At 38.7% G+C, this 13,461-nt stretch carries 10 protein-coding genes; 4 read left to right on the top strand and 6 right to left on the bottom strand.

The window, feature by feature from the left end; genetic code table 11:
• Nucleotides 1-147: 147 nt before the first annotated feature.
• Nucleotides 148-864, bottom strand: a complete 717-nt coding sequence (locus GQR53_RS15995; protein ID WP_165744511.1) for an SIMPL domain-containing protein — start codon at nucleotides 862-864, stop codon at nucleotides 148-150.
• A gap of 114 nt (nucleotides 865-978) precedes the next feature.
• Here GQR53_RS15995 and GQR53_RS16000 point away from each other — a divergent pair, with 114 nt between their 5' ends.
• Both GQR53_RS16000 and GQR53_RS16005 read left to right on the top strand, forming a co-directional pair.
• On the top strand, nucleotides 979-3,648 hold the full coding sequence (locus GQR53_RS16000; protein ID WP_165744512.1) for a bifunctional acetate--CoA ligase family protein/GNAT family N-acetyltransferase: 2,670 nt from the start codon (nucleotides 979-981) through the stop codon (nucleotides 3,646-3,648).
• A complete protein-coding gene (locus tag GQR53_RS16005; protein WP_165744513.1) occupies nucleotides 3,648-4,601 on the top strand; it encodes an ion transporter in 954 nt (317 codons plus the stop codon). Before GQR53_RS16000 ends, GQR53_RS16005 begins: the two co-directional genes overlap by 1 nt.
• Nucleotides 4,602-4,617: 16 nt before the next feature.
• Here GQR53_RS16005 and GQR53_RS16010 read toward each other — a convergent pair whose 3' ends face one another.
• Genes GQR53_RS16010 through GQR53_RS16020 form a run of 3 tightly spaced genes read right to left on the bottom strand, consistent with a single transcriptional unit; the run spans nucleotide 4,618 to nucleotide 9,765 of the window.
• On the bottom strand, nucleotides 4,618-9,120 hold the full coding sequence (locus GQR53_RS16010) for an EAL domain-containing protein (RefSeq protein ID WP_165744514.1): 4,503 nt from the start codon (nucleotides 9,118-9,120) through the stop codon (nucleotides 4,618-4,620).
• 25 nt (nucleotides 9,121-9,145) lie between these two features.
• Nucleotides 9,146-9,547 carry a GNAT family N-acetyltransferase gene (locus tag GQR53_RS16015; protein ID WP_165744515.1) on the bottom strand — a complete coding sequence of 134 codons (402 nt, stop codon included), beginning with the start codon at nucleotides 9,545-9,547 and terminating at the stop codon, nucleotides 9,146-9,148.
• 14 nt (nucleotides 9,548-9,561) lie between these two features.
• On the bottom strand, nucleotides 9,562-9,765 hold the full coding sequence (locus tag GQR53_RS16020) for a DUF3283 family protein (protein ID WP_024596204.1): 204 nt from the start codon (nucleotides 9,763-9,765) through the stop codon (nucleotides 9,562-9,564).
• A 119-nt stretch (nucleotides 9,766-9,884) separates the two neighbouring features.
• On the opposite strand from GQR53_RS16020, the gene GQR53_RS16025 reads away from it, so the two are divergent.
• Nucleotides 9,885-10,583, top strand: a complete 699-nt coding sequence (locus GQR53_RS16025) for a transporter substrate-binding domain-containing protein (RefSeq protein ID WP_165744516.1) — start codon at nucleotides 9,885-9,887, stop codon at nucleotides 10,581-10,583.
• Here GQR53_RS16025 and GQR53_RS16030 read toward each other — a convergent pair.
• Together GQR53_RS16030 and GQR53_RS16035 are read right to left on the bottom strand one after the other, a co-directional pair.
• Entirely contained in the window at nucleotides 10,580-10,825 is a 246-nt protein-coding gene (locus GQR53_RS16030; protein ID WP_008170756.1) for a DUF1289 domain-containing protein, read from the bottom strand. The two genes, GQR53_RS16025 and GQR53_RS16030, sit on opposite strands and share 4 nt — an antisense overlap.
• Nucleotides 10,826-10,930: 105 nt before the next feature.
• Complete coding sequence (locus GQR53_RS16035) at nucleotides 10,931-12,064, bottom strand: 1-acyl-sn-glycerol-3-phosphate acyltransferase (RefSeq protein ID WP_165744522.1); 1,134 nt, start codon at nucleotides 12,062-12,064, stop codon at nucleotides 10,931-10,933.
• A 389-nt stretch (nucleotides 12,065-12,453) separates the two neighbouring features.
• On the opposite strand from GQR53_RS16035, the gene GQR53_RS16040 reads away from it, so the two are divergent.
• On the top strand, nucleotides 12,454-13,398 hold the full coding sequence (locus tag GQR53_RS16040; protein ID WP_165744517.1) for a D-2-hydroxyacid dehydrogenase: 945 nt from the start codon (nucleotides 12,454-12,456) through the stop codon (nucleotides 13,396-13,398).
• The last annotated feature ends 63 nt before the right edge of the window (nucleotides 13,399-13,461 follow it).

Consider the following 13,461-nt stretch of genomic DNA (forward strand, 5'->3'; position numbering starts at 1 on the left):
ACCTATGACATGGATGTAGGTAAGGGGCGTGAGCAGGACGCGGAAGCTTAGCTCGGTTTTTACTTAGCCCGCTAGGTTACAAACCTCACGCCGCGATTAAATCGCACCTAGATTGAACAAATTTTAATTCTGAAAGGTCAACAGGCCCTAGTCATTTAAGTAATATTCAACACTGGTTACCACTCTTATATTTTTTATTTGCGGTGTGTTTGAATCTCGATTACTGATACTAAATTGCCCTTGGCGAGCTGTTTTTATTTTGCCTAATTTTGAATTAGAGTCTTTAGCAAATTTATTAGCGACTTCACGCGCTTTTTCAGTTGCTTCTTGCACCATCGCAGGCTTTACATCATTGAGGCCAGTAAAGATGTATTCAACTTTTGTTTCGTAGCTATCTTGCACTATTGCGATATCTTGTTTAGCAAGCTGGCTTACTTTACTCAGCGCGTTTTGCACTTTATCTGGCGCAGCAGAATAAACAATAATATTTGAGCGCACTATGTATCTAAATTGTTGATTTTCATTACTGTATTCACGTGCTTGCTTATCAATAACTGACTGGCTACCTATTGTTATTTCATCGTTGTCAAAACCATGGAGTTTTAAAAAAGCAGTTACCGCATCATTTTTTTTCTCAACTCGGCTTACTAATTTTTCAAGGTTATTGTCGGCATCACTAAATTGCAGAGGCCAAATTACCGTATCGGCTATTACTTCTCGCTCGGCCAATCCCTTAACCTGCACAGTACGTTCCATCCCTTTCACACTCAAAGCGGTACTTTTTAAAATAAACCCTAAGCTAATTAAGCCTATACTTAAACAAATAGCCGCTATAACAATGTAAAAACCGGGGTTTTTATTCACAATAATCTCCTTGATTGATATCAATAATAAGCATCGAGACGCTCGAAATAACACAGTAAACAGGGTACATTGAAACTATAAATAACGCAAAATTTAATCAGCCTAGGAAAAACCATGAGCCTTAAGCGTATAACCCAATTTTTTAACCCAAGCTCAGTGGCCGTTATTGGCGCCTCTAACATATCAACTCGGGCTGGTTTTGTGGTTATGCGCAACTTACTTCAAGGTGGCTTTAAAGGGCCGATAATGCCTGTTACTCCAAGCCATAGCGCAGTACATGGCGTACTTGCTTACCCTTCTATTGCTGACTTACCAAAAGTACCCGACCTTGCTGTTATTTGTACTAACAAAAACACCTTAATTGATATTATTGAGCAGCTTGGAGAGCTTGGCTGTAAAACCGCTATTGTTATTGCCGATGGGCTGTCTGGGGAGCAAAAAAGCGCGCTTAAAGCATGCGCTCAAGCCAAGCAAGTTACTTTGCTTGGACCCAACTGTTTAGGCTTGCTGATCCCTCATATTGGGTTAAATGCGAGCTTTTCACATACCGTGGCAAGCCCAGGTAAAATAGCATTTGTATCGCAATCAGCAGCAGTATGCTCAACCATTTTAGATTGGGCTAAAAACAAAGAAATTGGCTTTTCATATTTTGTATCAGTAGGCGATTGCCTTGATATAAACTTCAATGAGCTACTCGACTTTTTAGGTCGTGATGCTAAAACAAAAGCTATTTTACTCTACATAGATAACATTGAAGATATTCGTGGCTTTATATCAGCAGCAAGAGCCGCGGCCTTTAGTAAACCTGTAATTGCGATTAAAACAGGTAAAACAACTGCGGGCGCACTTGCAGCCGAAATTCACACCGGTGGAAAGCAAAGCTCTGACGCTGTTTACGATGCGTTATTTCAACGAGCGGGTATGCTGCGTGTAAATGATTTACGAGAGCTATTTGCAGCGACACAAACACTCGCCATGCATCCAAAATTATTAAAAGTAGAACAACTGACAATTTTAACTAATGGTGGCGGCCCGGGTGTTATGGCTGTTGATGAGCTAATTCAAAGCTCCGGTAAATTAGCAGAACTAAGCATTGAAACCCGAAATGCGCTAAATAAAGTCATTCCGCAATCAGAAACCACCTCAAACCCTGTGGATATTTTTGGCGACTCAGCACCTGCGCGTTATAAGCAAGCATTAGAAATTTTACTGCACGCAAAAGAAGTTAAAAACTTACTGATTATCCATACTCCCTCAGCGCTTGCGCCCAGCGAAGACTACGCCAACATTATTGTAGAAACCTTACAAACATTACCTAAAATGGCGCGCCCTTACGTTATAACTAACTTTATGGGTGAGGACGCATCTTACGCTGCCAGAAAAGTGTGCTCAAACAACGCAATACCCACTTATAGAACACCAGAGGGTGCTGTAGGCGCGTTTATGCACTTGGTAACGTATCGTCGTAACCAAAAGCATTTAACGCAAACACCCGAGTCGAACACTGATGACGCTAAAATAAATAAGGTGGCAGCTAGAACCCTTATTAATGAGTTTTTAGATGATGGACAAAGCTACTTACCTACTCATCAAGCAAGCCAAGTATTGAACCACTATGGTATTAAATGCATTCAAACTGAGGTCGCTTACACCCCAACAGAAGCCAAAGAGCAAGCCATAGAGCTTGGTTTTCCAGTCGCGTTAAAACTTATTAGCCCAAGTATTGCTTCAAAGTCTGAGGTAGGTGGTGTGGTGCTTAATTTAAACGACGCCAACGAAGTTGAACAAACTGCTTTTGCGATGCTTATCCGTATTAAAAACACTTATCCGGATGCTGTTATTGAAGGGTTTTCATTACAAAAAATGGCGCCGCGAGCAGGCGCTAATGAGCTGCGAATTGCTATTAAAACCGAGCCTAATTTTGGCCCTGTTATATTACTAGGTGAAGCAGGCACCGGCCTTGAATATGCGCAAGCCGCCGTTGCTCTGCCTCCTCTGAATATGAACTTAGCAAAATATTTAATTGCCGCAGCGCACGATAAAGGCGTATTAAAGGAGCGCATACTCCCCGAAAAAGTTGATAAGTATCGTTTGTGTGCACTGCTAACGCGTATTTCTCAGTTAGTTATTGATCAACCTGACATAAGCTCAATGGAACTAAACCCTATACTTGCCAGTAATGGTCAATTTTTAGTGCTCGATGCCACCATGACACTTAGCCGCTATCAAACTCAGATCAATCGTAAGCGCTTATCTATTCGTCCCTACCCTATTGAACTTGTTGAAGTGGTAACGCTTAAAAACAACACCCAAGCTACGCTCAGACCGATAAAGCCAGAAGATGAACAAGCCCATAAAGCATTTGACGAGTCACTTAATAAAGAGGACAGATATAAACGCTTTTTTGGCGAACTACCACAATTTAACCACGACCAACTCGCTAAAATGACGCAAATTGATTATGACCGCGAAATGGCGTTTATTGTTTGCCAACGCTTTGAAGGTAAAACCCGAACACTGGGTGTGTCTCGCGTTATTATGGACCCCGATAACTTACATGCTGAGTTTGCCATTGTAGTGCGATCAGACTGCCAAGGCTTGGGACTTGGTCGCATACTAATGAGCGCAGCAATTAACCACTGCAAACGCCAAGGTGTAGAGTCGGTTGAAGGTATTACTCTGCCAGAAAACACAGGTATGATTGAGCTTGCCCGTAAGTTAGGTTTTAAAATTAGTCGCGACTTTGAAGAAGGCAGTATTAATATGGTGCTTAAACTTAAATAATGAATAATCCGCAAACTTTAAGACAAAAAATGGCTTGCCTATTTGAAGGCACAGGAGAGTATCACCGTGCTGGGCATATTTTGGATATTATGCTTATTAGCTTAATTATGGCTAACGTTATAGCCATTGTTATTGAGTCTATTCCCAGTGTGGCGCTTAAATATTATGACGAATTTTTAGTTTTAGAAATTGTCTCTGTCGCTATTTTTGCTGTTGAATACTTAGCCAGACTTTGGGCCTGTATAGATAAAACACAATATGTAGCAATGGAAGGCTCGAACAGTAAACGCAGATTAAAATATTTTTTATCGCCACTGGCACTTATTGATTTAATTGCTATTTTACCTAGCTTAATGATGTTTTTATTCCCGCTCGATTTACGTTTTTTACGCGTACTTAGGTTATTGCGCGTCTTTAAACTTACTCGTTACTCCCGTGCAATGCAGTTATTGTTACAAGCATTTATGGATGAAGGTAGCTCACTCCTAGCGGCATTTTTTATTATGGCCGTCGTGCTTATTTTAGCTTCATGCGGAATTTACTTAATTGAGCACGACATACAACCCGATAAATTTGGCTCTATTCCTGCGGCTATGTGGTGGGCAATGGCAACACTAACAACCGTTGGTTATGGCGATGTAGTACCTATAACGCCATTGGGTAAGTTTTTCGGTGGCGTTATCACACTACTGAGCATGGGAATGGTTGCAATACCTACCGGTTTACTGGCGTCTAGTTTTTCAGAACAAATACGTAAACGCCGCCAATTTTTTGAAGATGCCGTACATGAGTCAATTCAAGATGGCACTCTTAATGATACTCAACAAGAACACCTAGAAGAACTACGCTATAAATTAGGCTTGAGTAAACTAGAAGCTAATAAGGCCATTAAAACGCAGTTGAATGAGCATAATAGCCATTTGTTTTGCAGGCACTGCGGTAAAAGGCCTTAAATAAGTACTGCTATTATTAATTAAATATATCACTCCAATTGCGATTAATAAGCGGTAGTACTTCGGTATTAGGTACCGGTTTACTAAATAAGTACCCTTGAAAATGCATGCATCCTCGCGCCTTTAAAAAGGCGAGTTGGTGCGAGCTTTCTACGCCTTCAGCTACACATTCTTTACCTAAACTATCTGCAAGCGCGAGTGTTGATTGGATAATGGCCTCATCATCAGAGTCTATGCCTATGTCTTGTACAAAGCTTCTATCTATTTTGAGTACATCAATAGGAAAACGTTTTAAATAGGTAAGCGATGCGTAACCTGTACCAAAATCATCCATGTACAATCTACAACCCAACTTTTTAAGTTGTTCCATGCTGTGCAGCGCTTCTTTTGAATCACGCATTAATATTGACTCGGTTATTTCAAAAACAATAGCCTCAGACGATACACCCGCTTTACTTAACGCTTTTTTAATTTCAGGTACGAGTTCTTTAAACTCAAAATCTAGTGCTGATAAGTTAATAGATAAATACAGGTTAGGTGAGGCTTTTCGCCACTCTTTTAGCTCTAGTAAAGCGCGCGCAAAGGTCTGCAGCATAATTTTTGTAATTAAGCCGATACCTTCTGCTGCCATCGAAAACTCTTGAGTTTGTACTAGTTTATTTTCGGGCCAACGCAGCAGCACTTCAAAGCCTTCTGTTTTTTGGCTCTTAGCATTAATAATAGGCTGATAGTAATTACAAAACTCTTCTTCTCGATACGCTCTAGTAAGCTGAGATTCAAGATGCAGCGCTCTTTGAACATGCTGGTTCATCTCTTGCTTATAAAACTGGTAGCGCCCTTCTAAAGAGTCTTTTGCATGATATAACGCTATGCTCGCAGCTTTTAAAAGAGCAGGGCCTTGCTCTGCGTCATCTGGCGATATCGACACACCAATACTTAAATTAACGTTTACAACTTGACCATTAATCGCAATATTTTGATTCACGCAATCCATCAACTTAGTACATATTATAAGTACTTGCTCTATCTGATGAATATCTTCTACTAACACAACAAACTCATCGCCACCAAATCGCGCAACACTATCCGATGGTCGCAAAGAGCACTTTAAGCGCTCAGCAACTTCTTTAATTAGCTCATCAGCCGCTTCGTGCCCTAAAGAATCATTAAAGTATTTAAAACGCTTTATGTTTATATGCAATAGGGCCGCTTTGCATTCATGCAATTTTGCTTGCTCAAGGGCGTGCTCTACGCGATCATTAAATAACGTACGATTTGGCAGGCCAGTTAAGGCATCATAGTTGGCCAATAGGTGCAGCTCGTTTTCAGCTGATTTTTGTGCGTTTATATCGGTTAAAATAATGACATAACTATTAAGGCGCTGCTCGTTATCGGCCACTGCACTTATTTTCACAAGTACATGACGCGATTCACCATTAGCTAAAACCACACTGTCTTCGCACGAAAAATGCTCCCCAACAGATAGCTTTTGCATAATGCGTAAATAATCAAAACGATTGCTGCGCGATATACCTAAATTTAAAGTCCGGCTAGATAACGACTCAGCGGAGAAGTTAAAGGCGGTTTGCAGTGATTTATTAGAAGCCCGAATATTTAAGTTTTTATCGAGTATAAACACCCAATCACGTGTTTGCTCAAATGCTGCCGTAAATAGTAAAGCGTGTTCTTCAAACACCATCTCACGGGTCATATTTGTATAAGTACCCGCTACTTTTTGTGGTGTTTTATCATCCCACTCAACGACTTTTCCAAAATCCTTATACCAGCGCCAATAGCCTTTTGCATGGCGCAGGCGGTATGTACAATTAAAGTAGCCTTTATCGGTAGATAAAAACTCAAGCCACTCTAAGCGAAATAATTGTTTATCTTGCGGATGAATTTTAGATAAATATTCATCAAGGCTCACGGTTTCATTTTCGTAGCCTAACTCACTCGCTAAGCGAGGTTGGTAAATACTTGGATTGCTTGATTCCCAATCCCAAACACCCGATTCGCTGCCTTCAAGCGCTAGCTTTAGACGAGCTTCGCTTTCTTTACTTTCTTTATTTGCTGCCAATAAAATACGCTGAATTTTATTACGGCGCATAACCCACATAGCAACAAAACCAATAAACAGCATGGCGTAAAGCACCATAAAATAAGGTGCACGCCAAAGCGGATACTTTACTTTTATTTTTAAAATAGCAGGCGAGGTATATTCGCCAGTCAGGGGGTCTTTAGCCCAAACTTTTAATTGGTAATTACCTGGATTCAATTTTGGAAACAATACGCGGTTGTTATTTCGAGTATAACTTTTTTGTCCGTTATCGAGTTGATACTCATAAATAATGCGTTCTTGATTACTAAATGCCATGGCAGAAAATGCCACTTCAAGCCCAATATCATCATGATTTAACACAACTTCGTTGAGCGGCTGTTTTAAATCAAGCGATAGATCTCGTGACATTAAATCAACTCGCGTAATATTTACGTGATCAATAAGTGACTGGTAATTTTGGTTTTCCATTGGGTGAAAATAAGTAAAACCTTTTAAGCTACCATACGCAATATGGCCATCTTTAAGCTGTGCCATGGCGTTACTATTAAACTCAGCAGAGAGTAGCCCTTCTGACGTAGAAAATTGTTGAAAATGAAGTGTTTCTGGGTTTAATCGCCAAATGCCTTTATGGCTACTCATCCAGATCATGCCATCATCATCTAGCACCATATCGTAAAGCAATGTGCCTAATTTATTCTTCTCTAAATCGATTGTATGTACTAATTGATAAGTAGATGCGTCAAGGCCTATCAAGCCAAAATTAGAAAGTGATATCCACAATATATTGTTGTTATCAATTAAATAAGAAAGCACGCTAATGGCTACGTTTTCGTGCTGCTTTGGCACTTTGTAAATCATTTTAAGTGCTAAATCACTTGGGTTTACTTGATATAAAATTCCAGCATTAAAAAATAGTGGCGAGTCTGGCTTATTGCTCAACGCGGGTAAAAAGCCATGAGCTAAAAAGGGTTCAAATTGGTCGAACTGGCCACCCAGACGCGTTATTACTTGAGAATCTATATTGTATGTAAATACCCCATGATCTGAGTGCACAAAGTATAGATCTCCATTTGGCATTAGTGTAACGCCATGCACTCTACCAGTAATCAACTCTTGATCAGCAGGGTTATGCACTTTAGGTTCGCTAACTTGATGCGTTACAGGGTCAAAAATAAATAAACCACGGTTTGTATAAAGCCATAAATTATCTTTATAGGGCGTTATTTCATATACGGTAAACTCAGTGTTGAGTAAGTCGACTTTGTAGTCTTTTAAATAAGCTTTACCAATATTTGTTTTTAAATCAACCTCGGTAATACCGTTATGCGTTGCAAGCCAAAGCTTATCTTTATATTCGGTAATCCCCCAGATAGAGTGATGTGATAAACCATCCCCCCCGAGCAAAGTGCCATCGACATTATTAAAATGATAGCTGTCGTGAGATAAGTAAAACGCTCCATCAGTCTTAGTCGCAACCCATGTACCACCCGATTTATCTTTAGCCATATCAATAATACTGGTATCGGCAAGTGTGTACTTACTTTGGGCTATTCGAGTATTTTTAATCATCTCTTTTGTGTTTAAATCAAATTTAAACAAGCCTTTGTCGGTAGCTAAATCTATTGTTCCGTGTTCGTTTACTATGCTCCAAACATTTAAGTCACTTAGTAATACTTTACTTTTAAAAGGTAAATCTGGGCGTTCAAACATTTTTGATAAGTTACTAATATCAACTTCGTATAAGCCTTGTACCGCCCCTACTAACAACTGTTTATTTTCACCTAATGCGAACGACTTAACATTATTTTGGTAAATATGTTCAGCTTCACCTTTTAAGTGCTGTAGAGGTCTAACTTGCTCTGTGGCAATATCAAATACGTATGCGCCATGGCTTGTACCTATAAATATATAACCATTGTAAGCAAACAGCTTTCTCACAAGAGTATTTTTATATTTAGCAGGCAGCTCAAAAATAGTTGTTATTTTTCCGGTTGCGATATCAAGCTTTGCACAATCGCGACCTCGCCCAATCCAAAGCGTTTTTTTATCAACGGCCACCATACTAAAAACAGACTGATTGATAATCTCTTCTTCACTGGTTGGTTTTTCTAGAAATTGCTGATATGAATCTGTTACGGGGTCGTATCTAAATAGGCCTGCAAGTAAAGAGGCTATCCAAATATGCCCTTGAGGGTCTTGGTAAATACGATCGATGATCGCCTCTTCTAACTCACCATTAGGGCCGTTTATTGGAATAACTTGATAGCCATCATAACGATTGAGCCCGGCCTCAGTCGAAAGCCACAGGTAACCGTTAGTGTCTATAAGCATAGTATTAACGTAGCTTTGTGATAAACCTTCGCTTGGAGATAAACGTTTTACTTGTGCCTCTACTTGGCAACTTAGAATAGTTATTAAAACTACAAAGCAACTAATTATCCCATTAACGCATTTACTCATGCTTATTCCATATTATTATTTATTATTATGGGTACTCTAGAGCGACTATATTTCGATGTTTGTAAGTATCAAAAAGTACTTGTAAAGCAAGAGTATATGTTAACACCTGGTTAAAACCAATAGCGCGATATAAATCAGCTACGTTTTCATATGCGAAGGTCTTTATCTCTCTATTTTGCGACTTTAAGAGTGTTGAAAGCAATTGTTTTGCAATCCCTTTACCGCGATGTTCCAGCGCAACAAACATGGTAGATAAAAATAAAAACTCTATTTTATCTTGTAACCTACATGCTGCCACTATTTCATTATTATAGTAAGTTACCCATACCTTATCTTGTTTATTAGCACGCCCTCTTACGCTGTGCTTTTTGTAAAATTTATTCACAAGTGGGGTTTTTAGTTCATTTAACACTTCAACTTTATACATTTTTATATCGATATTTAGCTAAGCATTAGCGCTAAATACTGTTCAAATTTTTGTTTCAAAACCATTTGCTCTGCCACTGGGCGGCTGTGGATTGTGTTGTAAACTTGCTCTCTCGTTTTTTTATTACGCTTAATTTGATACGCCCAAAAAGACGCTTCATAATCTAACTGAATTTGATATTTTTCTTCACGTGGTAATAGGCATAAATTAAAACTCACAATACTTCCTCATTCGCTTTTAAGATTATTTGATTCCCCCTCTAAACTGGGCAAGAGGTAATCTCCTTGTTATTATACGCGTCTTATTTTATTTATTTCTGTAGTAATTGGAACTGATAATGAATAGACATTTTAGTATCTTGTTATTATTGGTAAATTTATTTTTTAGTGCCTCTTGTTTTAGTCATCAATACAACCTCACTTTTAATCGTCCGCAAAGTACACCTCAAGCTGATTATGCCTTAGAGCTATTAAAGTTAGCATACGCAGGTATCGGTTTTAAAATACATATAATCGATTTTAGTCACCAAAATGCTTTGCTCGCTGCAAATAATGGCGTACTTGATGGGCAGTTAGGGAGAGACGCAAGCATTGAAAAAAATTACGAAAACTTAATTAGAGTCGATTATGAGCTATTTAAGTTTGACTTAGTATTATATAAAAACTGTTTACCTAACAGTTTAGAACAGCTCGATAGCGTCGCAATTGTTGATGGCTACCCTGTGCAAGAACATTATTTAGCAAGCACACAGTTTGCAGGGAATATTATTAAAGTTAAAAGCATGAATACCCAACTTAATTTGCTTGCTCAGAAAAAAGTACAAGGAGCTTTAATGATTAACTTTATAATGCAAAACAATGAACTCCCGTCACCTCAAGGCTGCTTTGTAAAAGAAGTATTGAGTACTTATCCGCTTTATCATTATTTAAATAAACGTAATGAAAACTTAGTAGAAAAGCTTAAAATGTCATTAATTAACATAACTAACAATGGCACTGTGTACGCACTAAGAGCCAAATATGGATTGAGCTTTTAAAAGTCGAACCCTTGCTGCTGCGCCTGCGTGCTTGGCACTGCATTTTGCTGTTTTTTTTGTAGATAGCGCTTGTAGCGCTGCTGGCACAAACTAAGCACCTTCTTTTTTTGGTCATTCGATAAGGTATTCCACGAAAAGCGTTCATCCCGACTACGATAACACCCTTTGCAATACCCTCTGTTATTAACTAAGCAAATACTTTTGCAAGGACTTGGAATATCAAATATTTCAATTTGTTGCATGTATATGTACCGCCCAGTTGAAGAGGAGGTATTAGTATAGCGTTATTTTTGAGCAAAAAAAAAGCAGCAATTTAATTGCTGCTTAGTTTTGTTGAGCTGGGATTATTAATACTCACAGCTATTGGTATTTATCTCTGTTTTACGGTGAAATGGCTTAGCGTACATGGCCAGCACTAACGGTTTTAACTCTTCTGGTACACAAGCTAAACGCTTCTCAAACGTCGCTGTATCTGGAGAGTCTATTACCGCCTCTTTACAGCCACCAGCAATGTAATTACCTGGGTGCAAATAAAACGAATCTACAATTTGCCTATCAATTGTTTTAGCAAGCTCTTCAGCACTATCACATTTAGATTCGATTGGCTGTCCAAATGCTAAATGCACATGCCCTTTAGCTGAACTAAAACCTTCAACAATACTGGCAATATCTTCACCCGCTGACTTAATATATTCACCATGATGCTGTTTATGATAAAGCTCTTTAGCCTTAGCAATTGCACACGGTTCATATTGATAAGAAATAGAAACAGGCACTATTTTTAACTCTTTAATATAATCGCCAAATTCTTTCTTTTGTTTACGTCCATTTAATTGCAACATTTTTAAAAGGGCAGGATCTGTTTGATCAAAACCGTCTTTTGCACGCCCTTCTTTTTGTGCAATCCAAATAGAATTTCCACCGATTAAAGAGTCATAGATATATGACGATAACTGGGTTAATGCTTTTAACATTTCTTTTGGTGCTTTAGCAGAGCGCTTAACAATAAAACTTTTATTTAAACGCATAAGCTCCGTAATGTAAGGTATTTGCAATAAATTATCGCCAATAGCAATACGCACTGTTTTCATTTTATGCTGATATAAACCCCAATTAACTAATGCAGGATCAAGCACTATGTCTCTGTGGTTTGAAATAAATAAATAAGCCTGATTAGCGTCTAACTGATCTAGCCCAGAAAAGGTAACTTTTGATGTGGTGCGCTTCACTAGTTTATCTAAGTATTGCGCCACTTCATTTTGCACATCTTCAACGGTGCTTACTTTGCCCCATTTTTTGCGTAACTGACTTCTTACCATTGGACGCGCAATAAAAGGCACTGCCGATAAAAAGCGCGGTAAATTATACTTTGCTATTACATCAATAAACGCATCATCGTTAATCAAACGTGTAAGCGACGCCGCAACTTCGTCGTCGTTGTATGGGCGTATATCTGCGTATTTATCTTCTAATTCACTCATTACTACATCTACAATGTTAAAAAACGGCACGCTAAAGCGCACCGTTTATGTCTATATCCGATTATAACTCAGCCAATCTAAAATGCGAAATAACCAAAAAAGCGATTTTTATTTTTAGCAACTTGCTTTAATGCCGAGTTTAATTACCTTCTATGACCATAGGCTTGCTTATTAGTGCAATAAAACTGATCAGTCTAGCAAAATACCATGTTCTCAATCTGCTAGTGGGCAGACCACTACTACATAGCCCTCTAATCATTTGGTAGTAATACCATTAACAAAGCCTTTCTTTCGTAGTACCTTAAGCCCATATTTTAGATTTTTGATGGATCGTAAGCCTCTTTTTTACGATTTTAACTCTTTCAGATCCACTTATTTTAGGGCTCATAATGAACATTACTATTCTTGATAACGCAACGTTAGCTAAAACATCTCTTTCGTGTATAGAACAACTTGGTAAATTAACGACTTATGAACTTACCAGCCCAGAGCAAGTTATTGAGCATTGCCAAGGCGCTGATGTATTAATCACTAATAAAGCAGTTTTGAGTCGCGATACGATTAGTCAGCTAACACAGCTGAAATTAATTTGCGTAAGTGCAACCGGTACTAATAATGTTGATTTAGAAGCCGCTAAAGAATTTGGTATTGCCGTCACTAATGTAGCTGGCTACTCAACACCTTCTGTTGTTCAACATACATTTTCTTTAATTACTAACTTACTGGGTAACACCCACCGCTATCAGGCAGATTGCCAGCAGGGCGCGTGGCAAAAAAGTGAAATGTTTTGTATTCTTGATTACAGCTTTAACGACTTACAGGGTAAAACATTTGCCATTATAGGCGGCGGTACACTAGGCAAAGGCGTTGCTAAAGTGGCTGAGGCATTTGGCGCTAATGTCATTGTTGCAGAGCGTAAAGGGGTTAAATGTCGTGATGGTCGTACGCCTTTTGAAGATGTCATTAAAACAGCCGATATAATCAGCATACACTGCCCGCTTACAGATGAAACACGTGATTTAATTGCACTTAATGAGCTTAAAATGATGAAGCCAAGCGCTATAATTATTAATACGGCACGTGGTGGTATTATTAACGAAGCCGACTTAGCAACAGCGCTTGAGCAAAACCTAATTGCCGGTGCGGGCGTTGATGTACTCACTAAAGAACCTGCTGAAGCTTCAAACCCACTTGCTAGTTACACAGGCAATAACTTATTGCTTACTCCACATATTGCATGGGCAAGTACTGAATCTATTGTGCGTCTAATTAATGAAGTAAGTTTAAATATTGCTGCATTTACTAAAGGTGAATCACGCAACCGCTTGGTTTAGCCATTTTATTGTAGTAATCAAATAAGCTAAAAAATGGCTGTTTTTACTAATATATTTAATATT

This window comes from Pseudoalteromonas sp. Z9A6 (genome assembly GCF_011378805.1).
Lineage (GTDB): Bacteria > Pseudomonadota > Gammaproteobacteria > Enterobacterales > Alteromonadaceae > Pseudoalteromonas > Pseudoalteromonas distincta.